Raw genomic sequence first — 26120 nt, 5'->3', positions numbered from 1 at the left:
CCGGCCAGGCACGAGCGGGCTCGCGGGCCCGCTCAGCTCCATCATTCCGGGGGGATCGAAACCCGATCCGAGGCCGACGAGGGCCCGGGTCGGCATGGAGAAAGGCGCACCACACATGACCTCTGCGCAGGTCGACACGGAAAACGTGCCCGAAGAGGGGTACGAGCGCGGCCTCGGCAGCCGTCAAGTCCAGATGATCGCGATCGGCGGCGCCATCGGCGTCGGCCTGTTCATGGGCGCCGGAGCGAACATCGCCAAGGCCGGCCCCAGCATCATCCTCATGTACGCCCTCGCGGGTGTCGTGATCTTCTTCATCATGCGGGCCCTGGGCGAGCTGCTCCTCTACCGGCCCGTCTCCGGCTCCTTCGCCGAGTACGCCCGTGAGTTCCTCGGCCCGTTCTTCGGCTTCGTCACGGGCTGGACGTACTGGCTCATGTGGGTGGTCACCGGCATGGCCGAACTCACGGCCGCCGCGATCTACATCCACTTCTGGTTCCCGGAGATCCCCCAGTGGGTCAGCGCGCTGGTCTTCCTGGTGGTGCTCTTCGGCGTCAACCTGATCTCCGTCAAGATCTTCGGCGAGGTCGAGTTCTGGTTCTCGATGATCAAGGTCACGGCCATCATCGGCATGATCGTCATCGGCCTCGGCGTGCTCACCCTCGGCTTCTCCGACGCCGGTGACACCGCCACCGTCTCCAACCTCTGGGCGCACGACGGCTTCTTCCCGAACGGCATCGGCTCCAGCCTGATGACGCTCCAGGGCGTCATGTTCGCCTACCTCGCCGTCGAGCTCGTCGGCGTCACCGCGGGCGAGTCCGAGAACCCCGAGAAGACCCTGCCCAAGGCCATCAACACCCTGCCCTGGCGCATCATCGTCTTCTACGTCGGCGCCCTGCTGGTGATCCTCTCCGTGGTCAAGTGGACCGAGTTCTCCGCCGGCGAGAGCCCGTTCGTGCACGCCTTCGGCAAGATCGGCATCCCGCTCGCTGCGGGCATCGTGAACTTCGTGGTGCTCACCGCGGCCCTGTCGTCCTGCAACTCGGGCATGTACTCCACCGGCCGGATGCTGCGCGACCTGGCCTCCAACAGCGAGGCGCCGCAGGCGTTCGGCAAGCTCAACGCCCGCAAGACGCCCGCCGTCGGCATCACCGTCTCCGTCGCGCTCATGGGCATCGGCGTCGTCCTGAACTACGTCGTCCCGGAGAAGGCGTTCCTCTACGTCACCTCCGTCGCCACCGCGGCCGGCATCTGGACCTGGATGATGATCCTCGTCAGCCACATCCGCTACCGCTCCGCGGTCGACGCGGGCCGGCTGCGCGCCTCGTCCTTCCCCGCTCCCGGCGGTGCGCTCTTCAGCTGGGTCGCGCTGCTCTTCCTCATCGGCGTGACCTGCATGATCGCGTACGACAAGGACGCGCGGGTCTGCCTGTACGTCGCGGCCGGCTGGGCCGTCGCCCTCGGCGTCGGCTGGGCGGTCCTCAAGCGCCGCAACCCGCAGCTCACCGAGCGCCGCGGCGACGCGGAGTTCGAGAAGGTCGGCTGACCAACCAGGACGTCCAGCCGCAGGGAGTACTCGTGGCACCCCCTGCGGCTGCCGCTCAGGGCGTCCGGCATATGGGCCGTTCCGTACCAACCCTCGGTACGGAACGGCCCTTCTGCTTATCCTGACGAGCATGCTGACCATCACCCAGGCCCTCGTCGACCAGATCGTCGCCCACGCGCGCAAGGACCACCCCGACGAGGCGTGCGGCGTCGTCGCCGGCCCGGCGGGCTCGGACCGCCCCGAGCGCTTCATCCCCATGCTGAACGCGGCCATGTCGCCCACGTTCTACGAGTTCGACTCCGGCGACCTGCTCAAGCTCTACCGCGAGATGGACGACCGCGACGAGGAGCCGGTGGTCATCTACCACTCCCACACCGCGACCGAGGCCTACCCCTCGCGCACCGACATCTCCTACGCCAACGAGCCCGGCGCCCACTACGTCCTCGTCTCCACCGCCGACACCGACGGCGCCGGCGAGTTCCAGTTCCGCTCCTTCCGGATCGTCGAGGGCGAGGTCACGGAGGAGGAGGTCCAGGTCGTCGAGGCATACTGAGGACGCCTGAGCAGCACGGTCTCACTCCCCGGCCCGAAAACGTCCGCCATGTGGGATCACATTCCAGTACCCGGACCGGGAATCGATACGATGAGCCCATGGTTTTCCACGACGTGAGCGACAAGACGCCGGGCGAGCTGCTCGTGGCGCGGCTGCACGTCGACCTGTGCAGGCTCGCCAGCGCCATCTGTTGACGCAGGTCCCTGCCGCCGTACGGCCGTGAGCCGCGGCGCCGCACACACGCACCACCCCGCCGTTCCTGCGCTGCCGCGCGCCCCGACCGACTACTCCCGACAGGAGCCCTGAAGCCATGGCCATCGAGGTCCGCATCCCGACCATCCTCCGCACGTACACCGACGGTCAGAAGGCGGTGGAGGGCAGCGGTGACACCCTCGCCGACCTGTTCACCGACCTCGAGACCCGGCACGCCGGGATCCGCGCCCGCATCGTGGAAGGCGACCAGCTGCGCCGCTTCGTCAACGTCTACCTGAACGACGAGGACGTCCGCTTCCTCGACGGCATCAACACCAAGCTGTCGGACGGCGACAACGTCACGATCCTGCCGGCCGTGGCCGGCGGCATGGTCTGATCACCGATGCGCTACGACTCCCCCCTGGCCGCGGTCGGCAACACCCCCCTGGTGCGCCTGCCGCGGCTGTCGCCGTCGGCCGACGTCCGCATCTGGGCGAAGCTGGAGGACCGCAACCCGACGGGGTCGGTCAAGGACCGTCCGGCCCTGCACATGATCGAGCAGGCGGAGAAGGACGGCCGCCTGACGCCGGGCTGCACCATCCTGGAGCCGACGTCGGGCAACACCGGCATCTCCCTGGCCATGGCGGCGAAGCTCAAGGGCTACCGCATCGTCTGCGTGATGCCGGAGAACACCTCGCAGGAACGCCGGGACCTGCTGGGCATGTGGGGCGCGGAGATCATCTCCTCCCCGGCGGCGGGCGGCTCCAACACCGCCGTGCGCGTCGCCAAGGAGCTCTCGGCCGAGCACCCGGACTGGGTGATGCTCTACCAGTACGGCAACCCGGACAACGCGGGCGCCCACTACGCCACGACCGGCCCCGAGATCCTCGCCGACCTGCCGTCCGTCACGCACTTCGTGGCCGGCCTCGGCACCACCGGCACCCTCATGGGCGTCGGCCGCTTCCTGCGCGAGCACAAGCCGGACGTCCAGATCGTCGCGGCCGAACCGCGCTACGACGACCTGGTCTACGGCCTGCGCAACCTCGACGAGGGCTTCGTCCCCGAGCTGTACGACGCCTCCGTCCTCACCAGCCGCTTCTCCGTCGGCTCAGCGGACGCGGTCACCCGCACCCGCGAGCTGCTCCAGCAGGAGGGCATCTTCGCCGGCGTTTCCACGGGCGCCGCGCTGCACGCCGCGATCGGCGTCGGCAAGAAGGCCGTCAAGGCTGGGGAGCCCGCCGACATCGTCTTCGTCGTCGCCGACGGCGGCTGGAAGTACCTCTCGACCGGCGTCTACACGGCGGCCACCACGGAGGAGGCCATCGACACGCTCCAGGGCCAGCTCTGGGCATAGCCGACGGCGAGAACCCACACACAGAGGGCTGGAGTCCATGACTCCAGCCCTTTCCGGTTGCTCAGCCCGCCAGGTACCGCACCCGGTCCCACAGTGCCGGATCCACCACACCGACCCGCCGCCGGAAGCCCCACACCGGGACCTCCCGCAGCTCGTCCGTCTCCAGGAAACTCGCACGGGCCCGCACGTCACCCACCGAGCCCGGGGGCAGCGGGATCACCCCGGTGTGCTCGCCCCGGAAGCGGGTGGTGATCTTCGCGACCGTCGCCCGCTCCCCGCGCACCGCCAGCACCAGGCAGGGACGGTCCTTGGTGCGGGTCTCGTCCTCGTAGGGCACGTCCGCCCACCAGATCTCCGCCGGCTGCGGCCGGCCTCCCGGCGCGGCGGCCGGTGCCGCCGTACGGACCCGCCGGGCAGACGGCCGCCGCCCCCGGCCCCAGCCGTCGACGAGCGTGGCGACGAGCGCGAGCAGTACCACCGCGGCGAGCGCCAGCCACCAGGACGTGTCCATACTGAGACGTTACCGGCGCCGCCCCTGCCGCGCGCCCCCCTCATGAGGATCACCTGCCGGCCGTGCCAGCCGAACCGGTGACACCACAGGTGAGTTCGCCCACAACAGGCCTTTGTGGAGGAGCTAACGGAGGTTTTGCGCCTTACGCTCGACGGACCGCACGACCCCCGACGCCCCTCTCAGACTTATCCCGCCAGCGGAGGTTTCTGCTTCATGAAGCTCACCGTCGTCGGCTGCTCGGGGTCGTTCCCGTCCGCGGAATCGGCCTGCTCGAGCTACCTCGTCGAGGCCGACGGCTTCCGGCTGCTTCTCGACATGGGCAACGGTGCCCTGGGCGAGCTGCAGCGCCACTGCGGTCTCTACGACCTCGACGCGATCTTCCTCAGCCATCTGCACGCCGACCACTGCATCGACATGTGCGCGTACTTCGTCGCGCGCTACTACCGCCACGACGGCGGCCGCTGCGATCCACTCCCCGTCTTCGGCCCCGAAGGCACGGAACACCGGCTGACCACCGCCTACGCGGACACCCCCTCCGCCTCTTCCATGAGCGAGGTCTTCGACTTCCACACGGTCAAGCCGTCCACCTTCGAGATCGGCCCGTTCACGGTGCACACCGAGCGGGTGGCCCACCCCGTGGAGGCCTACGGCATCCGGATCGAGCACGGCGGCAAGGTCCTGACGTACTCCGGCGACACCGGCGTGAGCCCGGCGCTGGACGAACTCGCCCGGGACGCCGACCTGTTCCTGTGCGAGGCGGCCTTCACGCACGGCAAGGAGAACATCCCCGACCTGCACCTCAACGGCCGCGAGGCGGGTGAGACGGCGGCCCGGGCCGGAGCCCGCCGCCTGGTCCTCACCCACGTACCGCCGTGGACGGACCCGCAGGTCAACCTCGCCGACGCCCGCGAGGTGTACGACGGTCCGGTGGACCTCGCCGCGCCCCGGCAGACGTACGAGATCTAGCGTCGGCACGCGCGAAGGCCCCGGAACCCGCTCGGGTTCCGGGGCCTTCTGCGTGGCGCGGGCCTACTTGGCCTCGGCCTTCTGCAACTCGGCGAGTTCCTCGTCGGACTCACGGCCCGGCGTCGGCAGGTTGAACTTGGTGATCGCGAAGCGGAACACCACGTAGTAGACCGCCGCGAAGCACAGACCGACCAGGGCCAGGCCCCACGGGTTGGTCGCGATGCCCAGGTTGAGGAAGAAGTCCACCGCGCCGGCCGAGAAGCCGAAGCCGTCCTTCATGCCCAGGGCCCAGGTCAGCGCCATCGAGACACCGGTGAGCACGGCGTGGATCGCGTAGAGCACCGGGGCGATGAACATGAAGGTGAACTCGATCGGTTCGGTGACGCCCGTGACGAACGAGGTCAGCGCGAGCGACAGCATCATGCCGCCGACGATCTTGCGGCGCTCGGGCCGTGCGCAGTGCACGATCGCCAGGCACGCGGCCGGCAGGGCGAACATCATGATCGGGAAGAAGCCGGTCATGAACTGCCCGGCGCTCGGGTCACCCGCCAGGAACCGGGCGATGTCGCCGCTCTTGCCCTCGTAGGTGCCGGCCTGGAACCAGGGGAAGGAGTTCAGCAGGTGGTGCATGCCGATCGGGATCAGCGCGCGGTTGGCGACACCGAAGATGCCCGCGCCGACCGCACCGGAACCGACCAGCCACTCACCGAAGTTGTGCAGCGCCGTGCCGAGGACCGGCCAGATGTAACCGAAGACGATGCCGATCACCAGGCCCGCGAAGGCCGACAGGATCGGAACCAGGCGCCGCCCGCCGAAGAAGCCCGCCCAGTCGGGCAGCTTGGTGCGGTAGAACCGCTGGTAGAGCAGGGCCACCACGAGACCCATGACGACACCGCCGAGCACCTTTGCGTCCACCGGCGCGTCGGTCATGACGATCTTGCCGTCGACGACCTTCGCCACCTGGGGCAGGTTCTTGTCGGTGAACGTGGCCAGCACGTTCTTGAAGACCAGGTAGCCGACGACGGCCGCCAGGGCGGTGGAGCCGTCCGACTTCTTGGCGAAGCCGATCGCGATGCCCACGGCGAACAGCAGCGCCATGTTGTCGAGGATCGCGTTGCCGCCGGCCGCCATGAAGCCCGCGATCTTGGTGATGAACTCGGGGAACGACTCACGCCCGAGCATGTCGGTGTTGCCCAGCCGGACCAGCAGGGCGGCGGCGGGCAGTACCGCGACGGGCAGCATCAGGCTGCGGCCGATCCGCTGCATGACGGCCATCACGGCCGAGCCCTTCTTCGGGCTCGCGGGCGCGGCGGTGTCTGTGGACATGAACTTCCTCCAGGGGGCACGGCGCCGCCCAGGAAGAATGCGCACGGGGGACGGCGGCGTCTCAAAGAAAGGGGAACGCGGTCATCACCGCGCGACCTCCACCAGTGAGTGGTGTAGACCAGTTGTAGCACGGTAGGCCGAACGAGTGGAACCCGCCAATTCCACCCACTGCGACGATCACGCCTTGGCGCTGTCCTCGACCTCCTCCGCGGGCTCGCGCCCCGGAGTCCTCAGGTCGAACTTCGTGATCGCGAACCGGAAGATCACGTAGTAGAGGAACGCGAAACCCAGCCCGATCGGAATGATCAGCCACGGCCTCGTCGCCAGATTCCAGTTGATGACGTAGTCGATCAGCCCCGCCGAGAAGCTGAACCCGTCGTGCACGCCCAGCCCCCACGTCACCGCCATCGACACCCCCGTCAGCAGCGCGTGCACCACGTACAGCGCCGGCGCGACGAACAGGAACGAGTACTCGATCGGCTCCGTGATGCCCGTGACGAACGACGTCAGCGCCACCGACAGCATCAGGCCACCGACCTCCTTGCGCCGGTCCGGCCGCGCACAGTGCGTGATCGCCAGCGCCGCCGCCGGCAGCGCGAACATCATGATCGGGAAGAACCCCGAGGTGAACTGGCCGGCATCCGGATCCCCCGCCAGGAACATGTTGATGTCACCGTGCACCACCGTCCCGTCCGGCTTCGTGAACGAGCCGAACTGGAACCAGATGGGCACGTTCAGGAACTGGTGCAGCCCCACCACCAGCAACGCCCGGTTCGCCACCCCGAACACGCCCGCACCCCACGCGTCCAGCCCGTCCATCCAGTCGCTGAAACTCTCCAGCGCGTCACCGACCGGCGGCCACACCCACAGACACAGCGCCGCGAACGCGATCGCCACGAACGCCATGATGATCGGCACCAGCCGCCGCCCGTTGAAGAACCCCAGCCAGTCCACCAGCCGCGTCCGGTGGAACCGCGCCCAGAAGAACGCCGCCAGCAGCCCCATCACGATCCCGCCGAACACCCCCGGATTCTGGAACGCGAACGCCGTCACCTCCTGGTCCCCGTCGGTCACCTGACACCCGACGTTCGGCACCGCCACCGACCCCTCCGGACAGTCCTCCGGAAACTGCCGCAGCACCGTCCAGTACACGAGGAACCCGGCCACCGCCGCCAGCGCCGTCGAACCGTCCGACTTCTTCGCCATCCCGATCGCAACGCCCACACAGAACAGCAGAGGCAGTCCCAGCGAACCGTCCAGCAGCGCACTGCCCGCCCCGACCATCACCTTCGAGACGTTCGTCCAGCCAAGCCCGTCGTCCCCGAACACATCCGGCTGCCCCAGTCGGTTGAGGATCCCCGCCGCCGGCAGCACCGCGATCGGCAACTGCAGACTGCGGCCCATCTTCTGCAACCCCTGGAACAGCCGGTTCCAGCGAACACGGGCAGGGCTCACGGCGGCCCCGGCACCGCCAGGACTGTCGGCACTCATTCCGGTCCCCTTTGTCGAGAGGCGGGTTTGTGGTGTAGACCAGTCGTTCGACGGTTGCGCCAACGTGACGCCATCCTTGGGCACACACGACAGGGCCGCTCGCGAAGATGGGCCAACTGTGGGTTACTGCGACAAAGCGGTTCGGATCAGGGAGAACGAACATGGCCAGCAAGGCTGAGAAGATCGTTGCCGGGCTCGGCGGCATCGACAACATCGAAGAGGTCGAAGGCTGCATCACCCGCCTGCGCACCGAGGTCGTGGACCCCTCCAAGGTCGACGAAACCGCCCTGAAGGCCGCCGGCGCCCACGGCGTCGTCAAGATGGGCACCGCGATCCAGGTCGTCATCGGCACCGACGCCGACCCCGTCGCAGCGGAGATCGAAGACATGATGTGAAGACCGGGGATCGTCCGTCCCGGGCTTCGCCCTCTGACACCCCCAGCGCACCACCGGGGCCCCTCCCACCGCGGGAAGGGCCCCTTCCGCACGTACGGATAGGCTCAGCCGCATGTCTCGAATCGACGGCCGCACCCCCCAGCAGCTCCGCCCCATCACCATCGAGCGCGGCTGGAGCAAGCACGCCGAAGGCTCCGTCCTCGTCTCCTTCGGCGACACCAAAGTCCTCTGCACCGCCTCCGTCACCGAAGGCGTCCCGCGCTGGCGCAAGGGCAGCGGCGAAGGCTGGGTCACCGCCGAGTACTCCATGCTGCCCCGCGCCACCAACACCCGCGGCGACCGCGAGTCCGTCAAGGGCCGCATCGGCGGCCGCACCCACGAGATCAGCCGCCTCATCGGCCGCTCCCTGCGCGCCGTCATCGACTACAAGGCCCTCGGCGAGAACACCATCGTCCTCGACTGCGACGTCCTCCAGGCCGACGGCGGCACCCGCACCGCGGCCATCACCGGCGCCTACGTCGCACTCGCCGACGCCATCGCCTGGGCCCAGGGCAAGAAGCTCATCAAGGCCGGCCGCAAGCCCCTCACCGGCACCGTCTCCGCCGTCTCCGTCGGCATCGTCGGCGGCGTCCCCCTCCTCGACCTGCGCTACGAGGAAGACGTCAAGGCCGACACCGACATGAACGTCGTCTGCACCGGCGACGGCCGCTTCGTCGAGGTCCAGGGCACCGCCGAAGCCGAACCCTTCGCCCGCGACGAACTGAACGCCCTCCTCGACCTCGCCGTCGCCGGCTGCGCCGAACTCGCCGCCCACCAGCGCACCGCACTCGACGCCGTCCTCGAAAAGTAAAGGGCACACCAAGACGGGTGCTCGGCACGGGCAACCGAGCCGAGCACACTCGCGTCTGAAGGAGTACGGGCGTACGGCTCATCCCTGTGCGCCCGGCCAGCCACGCGGGCCCGACCGGCCCCGCCGAACGAGAGGGACCGCTCCATGGCCGCGAGCCGCCGACGCCGCACCGCAGCCGTCGCCGCCACCCTGGCGGCCGTCGCGCTGACCGCCGGACTCACCACCGGCTGCGCCGCCGTCGACAAGGCGCTGGACTGCGTCCAGACCGCCGACGCCATCGCCGACAGCGTCACGGAACTCCAGCAGGCGGTCGACAGCGCGGCGAACGACCCGACGCAACTCGACGAGTCCCTGGACTCCATCGACGAGAACCTCGGCAAGATCGGCGACAAGACCGACAACGCGGATGTCAGCAAGGCCGTCGACGACCTCAACAAGGCGGTCGACAACGTCCGCACGTCGATCAAGAACGGCGACGAGACGCCCGACATCAGCCCGGTCACGGACGCGGCGGGCGAACTGACGAAGGTCTGCACGCCATAGCGCTGCGCCGGCTGGGCCGGGCTTCTCGTGTGCCGGGTTTCTGCCGGTGGGCGCGTGCGGGCGCGTGGGGGCTGATCGCGCAGTTCCCCGCGCCCCTGCCGGGGCACGATCCTGCCCCGGCAATACTGGGGGCATGAGTCGCCTGATCCTCGCCACCCGTAACGCCGGGAAGATCACCGAACTTCGCGCGATCCTCGCCGAAGCCGGGCTGCCCCACGAACTCGTCGGCGCCGACGCCTACCCGGACATCCCGGACGTCAAGGAAACCGGGGTGACGTTCGCCGAGAACGCCCTCCTCAAGGCCCACGCCCTGGCCCGGGCGACGGGCCTCCCGGCCATCGCCGACGATTCGGGCCTCTGCGTCGACGTCCTCAACGGCGCCCCCGGCATCTTCTCCGCCCGCTGGGCCGGCAGCCACGGCGACGACAAGGCCAACCTGGACCTCCTCCTCGCCCAACTCTCGGACATCGCCGACGAGCACCGCGGCGCCCACTTCGCCTGCGCGGCGGCCCTGGCCCTGCCCGACGGCACGGAGCGTGTGGTCGAAGGGCAGCTGAGGGGCGTCCTGCGCCACGAGCCGACGGGCACGGGCGGCTTCGGCTACGACCCGATCCTCCAGCCGGACGGCGAGCACCGGACCTGCGCGGAACTGACCCCCCAGGAGAAGAACGCGATCAGCCACCGGGGGAAGGCGTTCCGGGCGCTGGTGCCGGTGGTGCGGGAGCTGTTGGGCTGACGACGAGGCCCACCCGGTACACCGGGTGGGCCATCGATTCAAAGGCGTGCGGCCGGAGGGACTCGAACCCTCAAGGGATTTCTCCCACAACATCCTAAGTGTTGCGCGTAGGCCAATTCCGCCACGGCCGCATCCAGGACATCGTACCGGTCAGGTGCTGCGCGGCTGCGAGGAACGTCTGCCGCCTCTGCACCAGGTGCTCGTCACCGCATGGCAGTTGGGACACAGCAGCCGCAGGTTCTCCAGCCGGTCGTCGCTCCAGTCCCCGTTGATGTGATCCACCTCAAGCGTCATGGGCTTGCCGAGCCACTCGGGGCCGACGCCGCAGTCGGCGCACGCCTCGGGCACGCCCATCTCACGGAGCGCCCGGCGTAGCACAACGGTCCGTGTGCGGCGCCCGCCGTCATGCTTGACCAGGACGTCCTCCGGGCGTCTGGCCGATGCCGGCCGGCGTTTTCCCCGCTGGTGGGCCTGGCCCAGGAAGTGCTCCGTGGTGAGCTGGTCCTCGGCGATCCAGTGACGCAGGTGCGCGCGTTGCGTGCCGCTGTCCGGGCGCTTCAGGCGACGGAGTACCTCGGCGAGGGAGACGGACTCGGCGACCGCGGCGCGCAGTTGCCCAGGCGTGGGCCGGGCCCGCCCGCTGCTCATGAGGCATGCCTCTTGCCGCGCCCTCGGTAACTGTCCGTGGTCGAATGGTAGTTGGGGCAGAGGAGTCGAAGGTTCTCGATGCGGTTGTTCCTCCAGTTGCCGTCGACGTGATCGACCTCCAGGGGGAGCGGGCGGCCCCGCCATACCGCCTCCGTGCCGCACAGGGCGCATCGCTCCGCTATTCCTGAGGACGCCATCGCCCACTTGAGGCGGTCGCCCGGAACGCGCCGGGCGCCATCGGCCGGTTGCTCGACGAGGAAGGCCTCCGGGGTTCGCGGACGCCAGGGTTTCCCACGCCGAGTCGGCACCTTGAAGTGCGATGTGTCGATGCCGTACGCCGTGATGCGGCGGCTGATGTGCGTGTGATGTCCGCCCACCACTTCGAGCCCGAGATGCCGCAGCACCTCGCACATGTTCGTCGACGCCGCGACCGCCCGCTCAAGGACATCCCTCGTCCACCGCACCCCCTCACGTTCGAAGTGCGCCACGTCCACGCCGAGCTTCCTCATCCGCTGGGACACGTACCGCCGCGTAGAACTCCGCGGATCCACCCCCAGCCTCTCCAACGCCTCCGGCAACGACCCGGCCCCCCGAGCCGCCTCTTCCAGCCGCTCCCTGGTGTATGCACTGGCCCCCACCGAACCGCCCCTCCGTCCCCGACCACCCGTTCGTGACCTCGCACGGAGTAACGAACCGTTTATCGGACGGTCACGCCCGGAATGCGGGCGGAATGCGAAACGGCTCGTACCGGGCCTCTCCGGTACGAGCCGCTCTCGGACGATCAGCGGGCCCTCAGACCCCCAGATCCTTGATGATCTTGGCGACGTGGCCCGTGGCCTTGACGTTGTACAGGGCGCGTTCGACCTTGCCCTCCTCGTCCACGACGATCGTGGAGCGGATGACGCCGACGACCGTCTTGCCGTAGAGCTTCTTCTCGCCGAAGGCGCCGTAGGACTCCAGGACCTGCTTGTCCGGGTCGGCCAGCAGGGTGACCCTCAGGGACTCCTTGTCGCGGAACTTGGCCAGCTTCTCCGGCTTGTCGGGGGAGATGCCGATGACGTCGTAGCCCGCGCCCGCCAGCAGCTCCAGGTTGTCCGTGAAGTCGCAGGCCTGCTTCGTGCAGCCGGGCGTGAGGGCGGCCGGGTAGAAGTACACGATGACCTTGCGGCCCTTGTGGTCCGACAGGGACACCTCGGTGCCGTCGGCGTCGGGCAGGGTGAAGGCGGGGGCCACGTCCCCCGGCTGGAGTCGCTCGCTCATCTGGCCAGCGTAACCGGGGGTGCTGACAGTGTGATGACCCGTGGAGCTGACAGACTGTCCTGTACAGGCTTCACACCGACTTCGGAGGCGACACGGTGGCGGACACGGCGGACTCCAGGACCCCGGCGCAGATCGAGGCGGACATCAGGCGCCGCCGCGCGACCTTGGCCGAGACCCTCGACGAGATCGGGGTGCGCGTGCACCCCAAGACGATCGTCGGGGATGCCAAGGCCAAGGTCGCTTCCAACATTGATCACACCCTCGGACGGGCATACGTGGGGGTGAACCGGGCCGTCACCGATGTGCGCGCCCGGTTCGTGGACGAGGACGGGGCGCCCCGGCTGGAGCGTGTCGTGCCCGTCGCGCTCGTCGTCGTGGGCGTGGTCGGGCTGCTCGCGTTCAGCACGCGGCGGCGCAAGGGCTGACCCGACTGCGTACGTTTGCGGGGAAGACAGGTAGGTTTCAGGGCGTGAGCGCCAAGAGAAACGAGCACAGTACCCATCCGGACAAGCTGCCGATCCGGATGCTGCACGACCGCGTACTCGTGCGGCAGGACACCAGCGAGGGCGAGCGGCGTTCCGGCGGCGGCATCCTGATCCCCGCCACGGCGGCGGTGGGCCGGCGGCTGGCGTGGGCCGAGGTCGTCGCGGTGGGGCAGAACGTGCGGACGGTGGAGGCGGGCGACCGGGTGCTGTTCGACCCGGAGGACCGCGCCGAGGTCGAGGTGCGGGGGATCGCGTACGTGCTGATGCGCGAGCGTGATCTGCACGCCGTGGCCGCGGACCGGTTCGAGGGCGCCGAGGACTCGACGGGCCTGTACCTCTAGGACCCATGACGAAGGGGCCGCTGACCACCGTCACCGGCCCCTTCGCCGTGTCGTGCCGCTTTGCTACGTTGGAGGGACCCCCGACGAGACGCGCCGTACCGGGATCAAGGCAAAGACGACGCACCGACACCGTCAGCCCGTGTCCCGGAGGTGCCCGTCATGGCCTGGGTTCTGCTCGTCGTCGCCGGTCTGCTGGAGGTGGGGTGGTCCGTCGGCATGAAGTACACCGACGGCTTCACGCGTCCGCTGCCCAGCGTGCTCACCGGCGCCGGCATCGTCGCCAGCATGCTGCTGCTGTCGCAGGCCGCCAAGACCCTTCCCATCGGTACCGCCTACGGCGTGTGGGTGGGGATCGGTGCGGCCGGGGCGGCGGTGTTCGGAATGGCGGTGCTGGGTGAGCCGGCGACCGCCGCCCGGATCTTCTTCGTGTGCCTGCTGCTGGTCGCCGTGGTGGGGCTGAAGGCGACCAGCGGTCACTGAGCCGTCGTCGTGCTACTCGCGGCGGGCGCCCTGCGGGACCACGCCCCAGCCGGGGCCGGTCGGGCCGCCCGTCTGGCCGCCGTCGCTCGCGTCGCCGCCGCCACCGCCCTCCGTGGTGCCGCCGTCGGCCGTACCGCCGTCCGTCGTACCGCCGTCGCTCGTGCCGCCGTCCGCTGTGCCGCCGCCGGTGGGGGACTCGCCGCCGGTGGTGCCGTCGGTGGTGCCGCCGTCGGTCTGGCCCTCGGTCTGCCCCTCGGGGGCGCTGGGGCTCTGCTCGGGGGTCTGGGTGCCGGTTTCCTCGGCGCCGGTGGTCGTGCCGCCGTCGGTGGTGCCGCCGGTGGTCGGGTCGGCCGGGGCCTCGCTGCTGGGGGCCTGCGAGACGTCGGAGCCGGGCTGGAGCCTGAGGTCGAACTCCTTGACGGGCTTGCCCTTGAGGGCGTCCTGGGTGAACTGCGTCCAGATCTCCGCGGGCGCCCCGCCGCCGTTGACGCGCGGCAGGCCCATGGCGCCGTAGAGCGACTTGTGGGCGGCGGTGACCGGGTCCTGGCCCATGACGGAGACGACGGTGGCGAGGTCGGGGGTGTAGCCCGCGAACCAGGCCGCCGTGTCCTCCTCGGCGGTGCCGGTCTTGCCGGCGACGGGGCGGCCCGCGGCCTGCGCGGCGGAGGCCGTGCCGTTCTGGACGACGCTGCGCAGCATGGAGGTGGTGGTGTCGGCGGCCTCGCGGCTCACGGCCTGCCGGGTGCGCCGCTCGGGCAGGTCGATGGGCGTGCCCCCCTTGGTGACCTTCTCGACGATCGTGTAGGTGCCGTGCCGCCCGTGGTTGGCGAGCGTGGCGTAGGCCTCCGCCATGTCGAGGACGCTGGCGGTGGCGGTGCCGAGCGCGATGGCGGGGCCGTCGGCGAGGTCGGGGGTGGTCTCGGGGACGCCCAGGTCGATCGCGGTCTGCTTGACCTTCGCGGGGCCGACGTCGGCGGCCATCTGCGCGTACACCGAGTTCACGGAGCTGTCGGTGGCCTCGGTGACGGTGATGTCGCCGTAGGAGCGCTGGTCCTCGTTCTCGGGGGCGTAGGGGTCGCCGGTCCAGCCCTGGACGGAGCGCTTGTTGGTGCCGTCGTAGATGGTGTTCGGGGTGATGACGCGGCCGTCCTGGGTCTCCGAGTGGTTCTCGACGGCCGAGGTGAACACGAAGGGCTTGAAGGTGGAGCCGACCTGGAAGTCCCTGCGGGTGGCGTTCGGGGTGTACTGCTTGACGTAGTCGATGCCGTTGTACATCGCCACGACCTTGCCGGTCTTGGGGTCGACGGAGGCGCCGCCGGCGCGGACGTAGGTGTCGACCTTGTTGTTCTTCTTGTCGAGCTTGGACATGAGCTTGTCGTTGACGGCCTTCACGAACGCGTCCTGCTTGCCCTTCTGCAGGGTGGTCGTGATGCGGTAGCCGCCGGCGTCGAGCTTGCCCTCGTCGATGATCTTGTTCTGGGTGAGGTAGTCCTTGACGATCCGGACGATGTAGCCGCGCTGCCCGGACATGCCGGTGGAGAGGGTGGACTCCTTCGGCATGGGGAACTTCATGCCGGCGCGCTTCGACTCGCTGAGCCAGCCTTTCTTGACCATGCCGTCCAGGACGTAGTTCCAGCGGGACTCGGCGGCCTTGCGGTTCTCCGGGTGGGCGACCACGTCGTACTGGCTGGGGGCGTTGACGAGCGCGGCGAGGTAGGCGGAGCGGGCCGGGTCGAGGTCCTTGGCGTCCATGCCGTAGTAGGCCTGGGCGGCGGCCTGGATGCCGTAGGCGTTGCGGCCGAAGTAGCTGGTGTTGAGGTAGCCCTCCAGGATGTGGTCCTTGCTGACCTCGCGGTCCAGCTTGATCGCGATGAAGAACTCCTTGGCCTTGCGCGTGACGGTCTGTTCCTGGCGCAGGTAGTAGTTCTTCACGTACTGCTGGGTGATCGTGGAGCCGGACTGCTTGCCCTTGCCGAGGGCGGTGTTCCAGGCGGCGCGGACCATGGCCTTGGGGTCGACGGCGGACTCGGTGTAGAAGTCGCGGTCCTCGGCGGCCAGGATCGCGTACCGGGCGTCCTTGGAGATCTGCGGGAGGGTGACGTTCTCCCGGTTGACCTCGCCGTCGCGGGCGATCACGGAGCCGTCCGCGTAGAGGTAGACGTTGGCCTGCTTGGTGGCGAGCGCGTTGGCCGGAGGGATCTTCACGAGGGAGTAGCCCAGGAAGAATCCGCCGACCAGCAGCAGGACGACGATGACGAAGCCGCCGAGCGTCATGCGCCAGGTCGGGATGGCCCGGCGCCAGCCGGTCCGCTTCGGTTTCCCGGCCGCCGTGGCCGCGGGCGTGCCCGGGTCGCCGTCGGCGTGCGCCTGCGGCTGGCTCGCTGCCCAGCCCGGATTCGGCTGCTGCGGCTGAGGCTCGTCACTCATGTCGTGCACGGACTCCTGTTTCGCGTCGTACGTCGTTCCCGTACGTCTCTGCTCGCTCTTGCGCCCCTGTGATGAAGACTGTCCCATCCGTTGATCAGTTCCCTGATCGAGGGCCGTGTCGTGTGCCGTGTGGTGAGGCGGGCCGCGTGCGGGCGGGTGCGCGGGCGGGCACGGGGCGAAACATGCTGCGCCGCACGCCTGCCCGAATCGTGATCTCGCCTGCGCGACATTCGCCCGAAGGGGGACACGGCCGTGGATCGCGACGGCTCGTACGCTCCGCCCGGCCGGCACCGCCGCCACGCCGCTCGCCCTGGCCACGGGCGCCTCGGCCCACGCGGACGCAACGGATCGTACCGTCTGGGCCGGTGCGCACCCGCCCCGCGGCACCCCCGCCGCTCCCCGAAATTGCGTGGCACGCCCGTTCGTCGGAGCACTAGGCTCCTGCGCTTCGGTGCCGGGCGGCGAGGAGGGCTGTGGATGTGGGCTCGGGACGGTTGTACGCGGCCGTCGCGGCGGGGGGCTTCCGGCGGTACGCGACATACCGGGCGGCCACCGTGGCCGGGGTGTTCACCAACACCGTCTTCGGCGTCATCCTCGTCTACACGTATCTGGCGCTGTGGCACGAGAAACCGCACCTCGGGGGGTACGACCAGGCGCAGGCCGTGACCTACGTCTGGCTGGGGCAGTGCCTCTACGCGACGCTCGCGATCCAGGGCGGCGGCGCCGAGAAGGACCTGATGGAGCGCATCCGCACCGGTGAGATCGCCGTCGATCTGTACCGCCCGGCCGATCTCCAGCTGTGGTGGCTGGCGGGGGACGTGGGGCGGGCACTGTTCCAGATGCTGGGGCGGGGGGTGGTCCCGTTCGTGTTCGGCGCGGTCTTCTTCCCGATGGCGCTGCCGACGGACGTGGCCCCGTGGGCGGCTTTCGTGGTGACGCTGCTGCTGGCCACGGTCGTGAGTTTCGCGATCCGCTACCTGGCGGCGCTGAGTGTGTTCTGGCTGATGGACGGCATGGGCGTCAGCCAGGTCCTGATGGTCACGGGCGTCTTCTTCTCCGGCATGGTGCTGCCGCTCAACGCCTTCCCGGGCGTGCTCGGCGAGGTGGTGCGGGTGCTGCCGTGGGCGGCGCAGATCCAGATGCCGGCGGACGTGCTGATGGGGGAGACCGACCCGCTCAGGGCGTTCGCCTTCCAGGCGGCGTGGGCGGTGGCGCTGCTGGCGGCGGGGCGGCTGCTGCAGTCGGCCGCGACGCGGCGGGTGGTGGTGCAGGGTGGCTGAGCGCGGTGCCCTGGCCGAGGGGCTGCGGGCCTACCGGCTGATCGCCGGGATGTGGATCCGGTCGAGCATGACCTACCGGACCTCCTTCGTCGTCACGGTGTTCGGGAACCTGACGGTGACCGGCCTGGACTTCGTGGGGATCCTGCTGATGTTCTCGCAGGTGGACTCGCTGGGCGGCTGGTCGCTGCCCGAGGTCGCCTTCCTGTACGGGCTGTCCGTGACGTCGTTCGGGATCGCCGACCTGGCGCTCGGCTCGATGGACGTCCTGGGCGCCCGGATGCGTGACGGCTCGTTCGACACGCTGCTGGTGCGTCCGGCACCGGTGCTCGCCCAGGTCGGGGCCGACCGGTTCGCGCTGCGGCGGCTGGGCCGGGTCACGCAGGGCGTGGTGGCGCTGGGCTGGGCGCTGGTGTCGGTGGACGTCGACTGGAGTGCGCCCAAGGTGCTGCTGGTGCCGGTGATGGTGGTCAGCGGCGCGGCGATCTTCTCGGCGGTGTTCGTGGCGGGAGCGGCCTTCCAGATCTATGCCCAGGACGCCGCCGAGGTGCAGAACGCGTTCACCTACGGCGGGACGACGCTGTTGCAGTATCCGCCGACGGTGTTCGGCAAGGACCTGGTGCGGGGCGTGACCTTCATGCTGCCGCTGGCCTTCGTCAACTGGGTGCCCGCCGCCCACGTGCTGGGGCGGCCGTATCCGGTCGGGCTGCCCGGGTGGACGGCGTTCGCCTCGCCGCTGGTGGCGGTCGTCTGCTGCGGGCTGGCCGGGATGGCGTGGCGGACGGGGCTTCGTTCGTACCGGAGTACAGGGAGTTGAGTTGACCGGGTCGGAAAGCGGGTTCTCGGACGGCGGGTTCATCGAACTCGACGGCGTCGAGAAGGTCTTCGACGTACGCAAGAAGACCGGTTTCATGAAGCGGGAGCGGCGGCAGGTGCGGGCCGTCGACTCGATCTCCTTCCGGGTGGAGCGCGGCGAGATGGTCGGCTACATCGGGCCCAACGGCGCCGGAAAGTCCACCACGATCAAGATGCTGACGGGCATCCTCACGCCCAGCGCGGGCCGGCTCAGGGTGGCCGGTATCGATCCCTCCCGTCAGCGGACGCGGCTCGCGCACCGCATCGGCGTGGTGTTCGGGCAGCGCACGACCCTGTGGTGGGACCTGCCGCTGCTCGCCTCCTACCGGCTGATGCACCGCATGTACCGGATCCCGGACGCCCGTTACCGGGAGAACCTCGGCCGTCTGGTCGAACTCCTCGATCTCGGCGACCTGCTGGACGTGCCGGTGCGTCAGCTCTCCCTCGGGCAGCGGATGCGCGGTGACATCGTGGCGGCGCTGCTGCACGATCCGGAGGTGCTGTACCTCGACGAGCCGACCATCGGGCTGGACATCGTGTCGAAGTCCAGGGTGCGGGAGTTCCTGCGGGAGTTGAACGCCGAGCGCGGCACGACGGTGCTGCTGACCACGCACGATCTGCAGGACATCGAGCAGTTGTGCAAGCGGGTGATGGTCATCGACCACGGGCGCCTGTTGTACGACGGCTCGCTCACCGGGCTGCACGAGGCAGGGGAGAGCGAACGGACCCTTGTGGTGGACCTGGAGCGGGAGCTGCCGCCGATCGAGGCGCCGGCGCCGGCGCGGGTCGTCCGGGTGGACGGTCCGCGGCAGTGGCTGGCGTTCCCGGCGGGGGAGTCGGCGGCGCCGCTCGTGGCGCGGATCGCGGCCGACTACCCGCTGGTGGACCTGTCGGTGCGGGAGCCGGACATCGAGGCGGTGATCGCGAAGATGTACGCGGACCAGGCCGAGCGGGCGATCTCGTAGCCCCCGGCGGGGTGAACTCGTAGGCTGCTGTGTATGACCGACGACGCCGTCCCGGACCTCCGTGCCTCCGACGCCGACCGTGAACGGGTCGCCGAGATCCTGCGGGACGCCCTCGCGGAGGGGCGCCTCGACATGGAGGAGTTCGAGGAGCGGCTCGACGCGACGTACAAGGCACGCACCTACGGGGAACTGGCGCCGATCACCCGGGACCTGCCGGCCGCGGGCGCGCCGGTCCCGGCGGTGTCCCTGACGAAGGACCCGGCGGCCGGCCCGGACTGGTCCGGGCGGATCGTGGGCGGCGAGGGGTCCTCCACGTGGGCCGTCGCCGTGATGTCCGGCTTCCAGCGCAAGGGGCGCTGGACGATGCCCCGGCGGTTCACCTGCCTCGCCTTCTGGGGCGGCGGGGAGATCGACCTGCGCGAGGCGAACTTCGCGGACCGCGAGGTCGAGGTCAACGCGATCGCGATCATGGGCGGGGTGGACGTGATCGTGCCGCCCGGGGTCGAGGTCGTCGTGCGCGGCATCGGCGTCATGGGCGGTTTCGACCACCGCGAGGAGGGGGTGCCGGGTGAGCCGGGCGCGCCGCGGGTCGTCGTCACGGGCTTCGCGTTCTGGGGCGGCGTCGGGGTCCAGCGGAAGCTGACCCGGGCGGAGAAGCTGCGGATCCGCGAGGAGCGCCGCCAGGAGAAGCTGGAGCGCAAGGCGGGGCGGCGGGAGCTGGACGAGCCCCGCCGGCGGGACTCCCACTGGGAGCACTGAGCCGGGCCCGGGCCCTGAGCCCCGGCAGCCGGGTGCCCGCCGCCTGCGGGCAGGCAGCGGGCACGGGAGGGGTGGAGACGGGACTACAGCTCCGCCGGAGCCGACCCCTTCAGCGTCTCCAGGTCGAAGGACTCCGCCATCCGCGCGTACCCCTTGTCGCTGGGGTGCAGGTGATCCCCGGAGTCGTAGTCGGCCCGCAGCCGCCGCGGGTCGTACGGGTCGCGCAGCGCCTGGTCGAAGTCGGCCACGGCGTCGTACACCCGCCCGGCGCGGATCTCCGCGTTGATCGTCTGGCGCACCGCCTCGCGGGCCTCCGTGTACCCGCGGTGCCCGTAGAACGGCATCAGGGTCGCGCCGACGACCTTCACCCCGCGCGCGTGGGCCTGTCCGACCATCGTGCGCAGGCCGTTCAGGATCGCGTTCGGGTCGGCGAGCCGCGGGTTGCGCAGGATGTCGTTGACGCCGAGGTCGATGACGACGACCTTGACGTTCGTCCGCTCCATGACGTCCCGCCCGAAGCGGTTCAGCCCGCTGGGGTTGTCCGCGGGGCGGCCCAGCCCGTCGGCGAGGACCTGGTTGCCGCTGATGCCCTGGTTGACCACGCTGTAGCGGGGCAGGTCCCGCCCGGCCGCGATCTCCGCGCGCAGCCGGTCGGCGAGCACGTCGGTCCACCGGCTGTTGGTGTCCGGCGTGGAGGTGATGCCGTCGGTCAGCGAGTCGCCGAGGGCGACGATCGTGCCGTCGGACTCGTTGCTCAGCACGTCCAGCGCGGTCAGGTACCGCCACGAGCCGGTCCGCTCGGTGTACGGCGTGCCGGTCGCGTCCTGGGTCTGGTCGCCCTGGGCGACGTAGGAGGTCTGCCGGGCGTGCCGGTGGTAGGTCACCGGGCCGGAGCTGGTCGGGGTGTAGGTGGTGATCAGGACGTCGGAGTCGTGCGGGACGACGACCCGCACCGCGTCGCTCATGACCTGCCGGCCGGGCGGGATGACGACCGTGGGCCCGCCGCCGAAGGTCAGCTGCCGCATGGTGTCCGCGAGGGCCGACGCCGTACCGCTGCCCGCGGACACGGCGATCGTCGCCCGCGTGATGTTCAGCGGCGACTGGCCGTAGAGATTGGACAGCGTCACGCGGGCACCCGTACCGCCGACGCTGGTGTGGACGACGTTGCGTACCGAACGGTCGGCCATGCCGGTCGTCTCGGTGCCGGGTTCGGCGGCGGAGGGGGACGTGGACCAGGTGCCGACCCAGGTGCCGGTGGAGGCGGGGGCGGCGGAGTTGGGGGAGCGGCCGTCGCCGAGGGCGTCCCGGTTGCGCGGGCCGTCGTCGGACGCCACGCCGACGTATATGGCGGTGGAAAGGGCCACGATCGCTGCGACGACCAGGGCCAGGAGGGCGTAGCCACGTCCTCGGGTCATGCTCTTCAGTTCTCCTCGGGCGATGGGAGCCCAAGGCTCCGATCTGATGTGCCCATGATGCGGCATGGGCCGGGGGGAGCTCACAGGACCCCGTGGCAATACCCCCTCCCGACAGACGCCGGGAACTTCAGTTCCGTTCCAGGAGTCGGTCAGGAAGGGACAATGTGTGCGGGATCACCAAGCGGGTGGAGCGGATGGAACGGATTAAAACGGCAGAAAAGGGCGCCGGTACCGGAGGGCAGCATGCCCGCCCCGGTGGCGCGGTGAACCGTACGATGACGACCTTCAGCCCGGCGGACGAGGAGAAACAGCGCGGCGTGCGGCAGATGAAGCTCACCGCCACCGGTCTCCTGTTGTTCGTCGCCCTGGTCTACGTCCTCGCCAAGTGGGCGCAGAACTCCGGCGCCGGCCCCTGGGCGGGCTATGTCGCCGCGGCCGCCGAGGCGGGCATGGTCGGCGCGCTGGCCGACTGGTTCGCCGTCACGGCCCTCTTCCGGCACCCCCTCGGCATCCCCATCCCGCACACCGCGATCATCCCCACCAAGAAGGACCAGCTCGGCGTCTCCCTGGGCGAGTTCGTCGGCGAGAACTTCCTCTCCGAGGACGTCGTACGGCAGCGGCTGCGCGCCGTCGGCATCGGCAGCCGCCTCGGCGCCTGGCTCGCGGTCCCCGAACACGCCGACCGGGTCACCGCCGAGCTGTCCACCGCCCTGCGCGGCGCGCTGACGGTCCTGCGCGACTCCGACGTCCAGGCCGTGGTCGGCGAGGCCATCACGCGCCGGGCCAACGCCCAGGAGATCGGGCCCGGCATCGGCAAGATGCTGGAGAAGGTCGTCGCCGACGGCGGCCACAAACGGGTCGTCGACCTCGTCGTCACCCGCGCCCACGACTGGCTGGTGCTGCACCGCGACGAGGTGATGGACGCCGTGGAGGGCGGCGCCCCCGGCTGGACGCCCAAGTTCGTCGACCGCAAGGTCGGCGAGCGGGTCTACCGGGAGCTGCTGCGCTTCGCCACCGAGATGCGCGACATGCCCGGCCACCCCGCCCGCGGCGCCCTCGACCGGTTCCTCACCGACTTCGCCTCCGACCTCCAGTCCGACACCGACACCCGCGCCCGCATCGAGCGGCTCAAGGGCGAGGTGCTGGGCCGCGGCGAGGTCCAGGACCTCATCGCCAGCGCCTGGACGGCCGTACGATCCATGATCGTCGCCGCCGCCGAGGACGAGCGCAGCGAACTGCGGCTGCGCGTGCGGGCGTCCCTGCTGTCGCTGGGCTCCCGGATGGCGGCCGAGCGCAAAGTGCAGGACAAGGTCGACCAGTGGGTGGAGGACGCGGCCGTCTACGTCGTCACCACCTACCGCAAGGAGATCACCTCCCTGATCACGGACACGGTGGCGAGCTGGGACGCCGAGCACACCACGAAGAAGATCGAGGCCAACATCGGCCGCGACCTGCAGTTCATCCGCATCAACGGCACGGTCGTCGGCTCCCTGGCCGGCCTGCTGATCTACACGGTCTCCCGCGCGCTGGGGGCGTAAAGCCGGGGCGTGAGAAAAGGCGCTCAGGGCACTCGACCCGGGTTCGCTCGAATGTGGAGGGAGCCCATGACCACCGCGCAGGCCGAGACCGGCCGAACCGTGACGACCGACATCCCCGCCCGCCTCGACCGCCTCCCGTGGTCGCGCTGGCACTGGACGATCGTCATCGGTCTCGGCACCGTGTGGATCCTCGACGGACTCGAAGTCACCGTCGTCGGCAACATCGCCAGCCGCCTGTCGGAACCGGGCAGCGGTCTGCCCATCACCTCCGGCGAGGTCACCGGCATGGCGGCCGCCCTGTACGTGGCGGGCGCCTGCCTGGGCGCGCTGTTCTGGGGCCGCCTGACGGACAAGTGGGGCCGCAAAAAACTCTTCATGATCACCCTGGCGGTCTACCTGGGAGCGACGGCCCTCACCGCGATCTCCTTCGACACCTGGTGGTTCTTCCTCTTCCGGTTCCTCACCGGCTTCGGCATCGGCGGCGAGTACGCGGCGATCAACTCCGCGATCGACGAGCTGATCCCCAAGGAGTACCGAGGCCGTACCGACCTGATGATCAACGGCAGCTTCTGGCTGGGCGCCGTCTTCGGCTCGCTGCTGTCGATCGTCGCGCTGGACACCGACATCTTCGCGGCGAACGTCGGCTGGCGCCTCACCTTCGCCCTCGGCGCGGTCCTCGCCCTGGTGATCCTCCTCGTGCGCCGGCACGTCCCCGAAAGCCCGCGCTGGCTGCTGATCCACGGCCGCGACGGCGAAGCGGAACGCATCGTCTCCTCCATCGAACGCAAGATCGAGGAGGAGAGGGGTGAGCCGCTGCCGCGCCCCGAGGGCGAGATCACCATCCACCAGCGCCGCAGCGTCTCATTCATCGAGATCGGCCGCACAGTCTTCTCCGCCTACCGCCGCCGCGCCATCCTGGGCTTCTCCCTCTTCATCGGCCAGGCGTTCCTCTACAACGCGATCACCTTCGGCTTCGGCGCGATCCTGACGACGTTCTTCGACGTCCCGAGCGGCAACACCGGCTACTACTTCGCGGTCATCGCACTCGGCAACTTCTTCGGCCCGCTGCTGCTCGGCAAGCTCTTCGACACGGTCGGCCGCCGCATCATGATCTCCGGCACGTACATCCTGTCCGGCCTGCTCCTCTTCGGCACGGCCTGGCTCTTCGACCAGGGCTCCCTGAGCGCGGCCACGATGACGGCGTGCTGGTGCGCGGTCCTGTTCTTCGCCTCGGCCGGCGCGTCCAGTGCCTACCTGACCGTCTCCGAGGTCTTCCCCATGGAGACCCGCGCCATGTCGATCGCGTTCTTCTACGCCATCGGCACGGCAGCGGGCGGCATCAGCGGCCCGCTCCTCTTCGCCAAGCTCACGGAATCCGGCGTCGTCGGCGACACGGTCCTCGCCTTCTCGATCGGCGCGACGCTGATGTGCCTGGCGGGCCTGGTCGCGGCCCTCCTCGCGGTGAAGGCGGAACGCCGCTCCCTGGAGGACATCGCGAAGCCGCTGACGGCGGCGGACAGCGGGGGCACGGACAGCGCGTCCAAGGGCGGCCTCGGGGCGGAGGGGGCTCGGACGACGACGGCGTAGGTCTGGTGGCCGGGGCGCGATCGGAGCATGCGGGCCGCGAACGGAAGGAGAAACAAAGGCAGGGCCGGCCCACATGCTCCGACCGCGCTACTCGGCCGCCCCCCGACGCCCCCGGTCACGCTTCCGCAGCAACAGCAGACCGCCCGCCACCGCGCCGATCCCCGCCGCCGCGGCCCATCCCGCCGCATCCCCGGACCCGGTCGCGGCGAGATCACCCCCGACGGCCGGAGACGCCGAAGCATGCGGCCGGACACCCCCGGCATCCCGTGACCCACCGGACGACGGCGAAGGGCCCCCGACCGGCTCCTCCACCCGGTCCCGGGTGAACGCCAGCGTCCCGAACCCCAGCTGGTCGAACCCCCCGCTGTTGGGCCCGTAGTCCCCGCCCCCGCCCTCGGGCGCGGCCTTGGCGGCCGCCCGCGTGAGGTAGGACGCCGGCAGCCCCCGCCGCTTGGTGTAGTGGTTGGCGATCATCGCCCAGATGGGCCGGGTCATCGTCGGATCCACGCCCGCGACATCGGACGCGGTCTCGCTCCCCGACCATCCCCCGATCGCCCCCTTCCTCCGCGTGTTGGCCGTATACGGAACATCCCCGCCCAGGCTCCACTTGGCCACGTACTGTGCGCCCTTCAGGAACCGGCTGTCGTCGTACCCGTACAGATCGATCCCCTGGTTCCACGCCATCTCGCACACCGTGCCCATCAGCCCGACCCCGAGCAGCGCGTGCCCTTGGTCCCGCCCCGCCTCGACCCACTCGCCGAGTCCGCCCTCGTGGACGACGGGAATGGCGTGCCGTACCGACCCCATGCCGTCCCCGTGCTTGAAGTACTCCACGGCCCGCTCGACCACGGCCCGTTCGTCGCAGAAGATCCCGGTCGCGAGCACACACGCGATGGCCGTCAGGTCCCAGTTGGGCCAGTAGTTGGTGACGACGGCGTTGTTGTGCCTGGTCAGGAAGTCGTCGCTCAGCGGATGGAAGACGTTCCGCATCAGCTCCTGCGCCCGGCCCAGGTCGAAGTCCCCGTGCCCCCGCACGAGTTCGGCGGCATTCGCGAACTGGTAGCCGTACAACCCCGCCGCCAGGAACCGGTCGGCACTGCCCTCCAGCCTGGTCAGCTTCCCCGACCAGGCGTTGAGGATCGCCACGGCGGTGTCGGCGTGCGCCTCCTCGCCGCTCACGTGAAAGCGCAGGGCGTTCTGGTACGCGGCGTGGATGTCGTTGTAGAGGATCCGGTAGTTCTCGGGCGTACCCGACCCCCGGTACACGATCGCCTGCGGATTCGGCCGCCACCCGCTCTGCGCATGCCGGTTGGCGGTGAGCTTGGCGAACCCGGCGGCGTACGGTCTGGCACCCGCCTTCACCTTGGCCGCCATACGGCCCAGATCGGCACGGGTATGCAGCAGCCCGGGGTGAGTGAGGGGGGCGTCGGCGGCGCCGGCCGGTGTGGCGAACGCAGTCGCGGTCGCACCGATGCCGATACCGATGCCCGCTGCCTTCACCATGCTCCGGCGGCTGATCTGTCGTGTCACGTCGTCGTACCTCAGCGTCGTAAGTCGCGTACTTGCGGGGGACGGTGAGGGGACGGCCTGACGGTGCAGGCGATAACAGAAACTGCGCTATAG

General features: G+C 70.0%; 28 protein-coding genes, 1 tRNA gene and 1 riboswitch. Of the genes, 19 read left to right on the top strand and 10 right to left on the bottom strand.

Annotation, left to right across the window (positions count from 1 at the left end; genetic code table 11):
• The first annotated feature begins 115 nt into the window (after positions 1 to 115).
• The 5 genes from HNR57_RS09060 (at position 116) to HNR57_RS09045 (ending at position 3642) form a co-directional block, all read left to right on the top strand.
• Positions 116 to 1543, top strand: coding sequence for an amino acid permease (locus HNR57_RS09060; RefSeq protein ID WP_033308160.1), 1428 nt, complete (start codon positions 116 to 118; stop codon positions 1541 to 1543).
• A 130-nt stretch (positions 1544 to 1673) separates the two neighbouring features.
• A complete protein-coding gene (locus tag HNR57_RS09055) occupies positions 1674 to 2096 on the top strand; it encodes a M67 family metallopeptidase (protein ID WP_031140077.1) in 423 nt (140 codons plus the stop codon).
• Between the two features lie 98 nt (positions 2097 to 2194).
• Positions 2195 to 2290, top strand: a complete 96-nt coding sequence (locus HNR57_RS40550; protein ID WP_311125941.1) for a putative leader peptide — start codon at positions 2195 to 2197, stop codon at positions 2288 to 2290.
• A gap of 116 nt (positions 2291 to 2406) precedes the next feature.
• Positions 2407 to 2685, top strand: a complete 279-nt coding sequence (locus HNR57_RS09050; RefSeq protein ID WP_184558627.1) for a MoaD/ThiS family protein — start codon at positions 2407 to 2409, stop codon at positions 2683 to 2685.
• 6 nt (positions 2686 to 2691) lie between these two features.
• Entirely contained in the window at positions 2692 to 3642 is a 951-nt protein-coding gene (locus HNR57_RS09045) for a PLP-dependent cysteine synthase family protein (RefSeq protein ID WP_184558625.1), read from the top strand.
• A 61-nt stretch (positions 3643 to 3703) separates the two neighbouring features.
• Here HNR57_RS09045 and HNR57_RS09040 read toward each other — a convergent pair whose 3' ends face one another.
• On the bottom strand, positions 3704 to 4153 hold the full coding sequence (locus HNR57_RS09040; protein ID WP_184558623.1) for a type II toxin-antitoxin system PemK/MazF family toxin: 450 nt from the start codon (positions 4151 to 4153) through the stop codon (positions 3704 to 3706).
• A gap of 213 nt (positions 4154 to 4366) precedes the next feature.
• Between HNR57_RS09040 and HNR57_RS09035 the strand changes: the two genes are divergently transcribed.
• On the top strand, positions 4367 to 5119 hold the full coding sequence (locus HNR57_RS09035) for an MBL fold metallo-hydrolase (RefSeq protein WP_033308155.1): 753 nt from the start codon (positions 4367 to 4369) through the stop codon (positions 5117 to 5119).
• A gap of 63 nt (positions 5120 to 5182) precedes the next feature.
• Here HNR57_RS09035 and HNR57_RS09030 read toward each other — a convergent pair whose 3' ends face one another.
• Positions 5183 to 6445, bottom strand: coding sequence for a PTS transporter subunit EIIC (locus HNR57_RS09030; protein WP_184558622.1), 1263 nt, complete (start codon positions 6443 to 6445; stop codon positions 5183 to 5185).
• 177 nt (positions 6446 to 6622) lie between these two features.
• Positions 6623 to 7936: a PTS transporter subunit EIIC gene (locus HNR57_RS09025; RefSeq protein WP_184558913.1), complete on the bottom strand. Its 1314-nt coding sequence runs from the start codon at positions 7934 to 7936 to the stop codon at positions 6623 to 6625.
• Between the two features lie 161 nt (positions 7937 to 8097).
• Between HNR57_RS09025 and HNR57_RS09020 the strand changes: the two genes are divergently transcribed.
• From HNR57_RS09020 to rdgB, 4 genes are all read left to right on the top strand, one after another.
• Entirely contained in the window at positions 8098 to 8331 is a 234-nt protein-coding gene (locus HNR57_RS09020) for a PTS sugar transporter subunit IIB (RefSeq protein ID WP_184558620.1), read from the top strand.
• Positions 8332 to 8443: 112 nt separating this feature from the next.
• Positions 8444 to 9181, top strand: coding sequence for a ribonuclease PH (gene rph / locus HNR57_RS09015; RefSeq protein ID WP_184558618.1), 738 nt, complete (start codon positions 8444 to 8446; stop codon positions 9179 to 9181).
• Between the two features lie 144 nt (positions 9182 to 9325).
• Positions 9326 to 9724, top strand: coding sequence for a hypothetical protein (locus HNR57_RS09010; protein ID WP_184558616.1), 399 nt, complete (start codon positions 9326 to 9328; stop codon positions 9722 to 9724).
• A gap of 133 nt (positions 9725 to 9857) precedes the next feature.
• Positions 9858 to 10460 (top strand): RdgB/HAM1 family non-canonical purine NTP pyrophosphatase, encoded by a 603-nt coding sequence (gene rdgB / locus HNR57_RS09005; RefSeq protein ID WP_184558614.1) that lies wholly within the window; start codon positions 9858 to 9860, stop codon positions 10458 to 10460.
• Positions 10461 to 10507: 47 nt separating this feature from the next.
• On the opposite strand, the gene HNR57_RS09000 is transcribed toward rdgB, so the two are convergent.
• The 4 genes from HNR57_RS09000 to bcp all read right to left on the bottom strand — a co-directional run bounded on the left by HNR57_RS09000 (position 10508) and on the right by bcp (position 12368).
• Positions 10508 to 10591: transfer RNA gene (locus HNR57_RS09000), tRNA-Leu, on the bottom strand.
• Positions 10592 to 10610: 19 nt separating this feature from the next.
• On the bottom strand, positions 10611 to 11108 hold the full coding sequence (locus tag HNR57_RS08995; RefSeq protein WP_184558612.1) for an HNH endonuclease signature motif containing protein: 498 nt from the start codon (positions 11106 to 11108) through the stop codon (positions 10611 to 10613).
• Positions 11105 to 11746, bottom strand: a complete 642-nt coding sequence (locus HNR57_RS08990; RefSeq protein ID WP_184558610.1) for an HNH endonuclease — start codon at positions 11744 to 11746, stop codon at positions 11105 to 11107. Before HNR57_RS08990 ends, HNR57_RS08995 begins: the two co-directional genes overlap by 4 nt.
• 154 nt (positions 11747 to 11900) lie before the next feature.
• Entirely contained in the window at positions 11901 to 12368 is a 468-nt protein-coding gene (bcp, locus tag HNR57_RS08985; protein WP_184558608.1) for a thioredoxin-dependent thiol peroxidase, read from the bottom strand.
• Between the two features lie 95 nt (positions 12369 to 12463).
• Between bcp and HNR57_RS08980 the strand changes: the two genes are divergently transcribed.
• The 3 genes from HNR57_RS08980 to HNR57_RS08970 all read left to right on the top strand — a co-directional run bounded on the left by HNR57_RS08980 (position 12464) and on the right by HNR57_RS08970 (position 13674).
• Positions 12464 to 12793, top strand: coding sequence for a DUF3618 domain-containing protein (locus HNR57_RS08980; protein WP_184558606.1), 330 nt, complete (start codon positions 12464 to 12466; stop codon positions 12791 to 12793).
• A gap of 44 nt (positions 12794 to 12837) precedes the next feature.
• Complete coding sequence (locus HNR57_RS08975) at positions 12838 to 13194, top strand: GroES family chaperonin (RefSeq protein WP_031140106.1); 357 nt, start codon at positions 12838 to 12840, stop codon at positions 13192 to 13194.
• Positions 13195 to 13251: 57 nt separating this feature from the next.
• A riboswitch (guanidine-III (ykkC-III) riboswitch) is annotated at positions 13252 to 13319 on the top strand.
• 34 nt (positions 13320 to 13353) lie between these two features.
• Positions 13354 to 13674 (top strand): DMT family transporter, encoded by a 321-nt coding sequence (locus HNR57_RS08970; protein WP_031140108.1) that lies wholly within the window; start codon positions 13354 to 13356, stop codon positions 13672 to 13674.
• Positions 13675 to 13686: 12 nt separating this feature from the next.
• On the opposite strand, the gene HNR57_RS08965 is transcribed toward HNR57_RS08970, so the two are convergent.
• Positions 13687 to 16101 (bottom strand): transglycosylase domain-containing protein, encoded by a 2415-nt coding sequence (locus tag HNR57_RS08965; RefSeq protein ID WP_184558604.1) that lies wholly within the window; start codon positions 16099 to 16101, stop codon positions 13687 to 13689.
• Between the two features lie 479 nt (positions 16102 to 16580).
• On the opposite strand from HNR57_RS08965, the gene HNR57_RS08960 reads away from it, so the two are divergent.
• Genes HNR57_RS08960 through HNR57_RS08945 form a run of 4 tightly spaced genes read left to right on the top strand, consistent with a single transcriptional unit; the run spans position 16581 to position 19957 of the window.
• A complete protein-coding gene (locus tag HNR57_RS08960) occupies positions 16581 to 17381 on the top strand; it encodes an ABC transporter permease (protein ID WP_184558911.1) in 801 nt (266 codons plus the stop codon).
• Positions 17374 to 18195, top strand: coding sequence for an ABC transporter permease (locus HNR57_RS08955; protein ID WP_184558602.1), 822 nt, complete (start codon positions 17374 to 17376; stop codon positions 18193 to 18195). Before HNR57_RS08960 ends, HNR57_RS08955 begins: the two co-directional genes overlap by 8 nt.
• A 1-nt stretch (position 18196) precedes the next feature.
• Complete coding sequence (locus tag HNR57_RS08950; RefSeq protein WP_184558599.1) at positions 18197 to 19198, top strand: ABC transporter ATP-binding protein; 1002 nt, start codon at positions 18197 to 18199, stop codon at positions 19196 to 19198.
• Positions 19199 to 19231: 33 nt separating this feature from the next.
• Positions 19232 to 19957 carry a DUF1707 SHOCT-like domain-containing protein gene (locus HNR57_RS08945; RefSeq protein WP_184558598.1) on the top strand — a complete coding sequence of 242 codons (726 nt, stop codon included), beginning with the start codon at positions 19232 to 19234 and terminating at the stop codon, positions 19955 to 19957.
• 83 nt (positions 19958 to 20040) lie between these two features.
• On the opposite strand, the gene HNR57_RS08940 is transcribed toward HNR57_RS08945, so the two are convergent.
• Entirely contained in the window at positions 20041 to 21372 is a 1332-nt protein-coding gene (locus HNR57_RS08940; RefSeq protein WP_184558596.1) for an SGNH/GDSL hydrolase family protein, read from the bottom strand.
• Positions 21373 to 21566: 194 nt separating this feature from the next.
• Here HNR57_RS08940 and HNR57_RS08935 point away from each other — a divergent pair, with 194 nt between their 5' ends.
• A complete protein-coding gene (locus HNR57_RS08935) occupies positions 21567 to 22910 on the top strand; it encodes a DUF445 domain-containing protein (RefSeq protein WP_221342317.1) in 1344 nt (447 codons plus the stop codon).
• A 66-nt stretch (positions 22911 to 22976) separates the two neighbouring features.
• Complete coding sequence (locus HNR57_RS08930; protein WP_184558592.1) at positions 22977 to 24497, top strand: MFS transporter; 1521 nt, start codon at positions 22977 to 22979, stop codon at positions 24495 to 24497.
• An 87-nt stretch (positions 24498 to 24584) separates the two neighbouring features.
• Here the strand turns inward: HNR57_RS08930 and HNR57_RS08925 are convergent, their stop codons facing one another.
• Positions 24585 to 26000 carry an alginate lyase family protein gene (locus HNR57_RS08925; protein ID WP_184558909.1) on the bottom strand — a complete coding sequence of 472 codons (1416 nt, stop codon included), beginning with the start codon at positions 25998 to 26000 and terminating at the stop codon, positions 24585 to 24587.
• Positions 26001 to 26120: the final 120 nt, after the last annotated feature.

This window comes from Streptomyces paradoxus (assembly GCF_014202475.1).
GTDB lineage: Bacteria > Actinomycetota > Actinomycetes > Streptomycetales > Streptomycetaceae > Streptomyces > Streptomyces paradoxus.
This window is presented reverse-complemented; position numbering and strand designations above follow the sequence as displayed.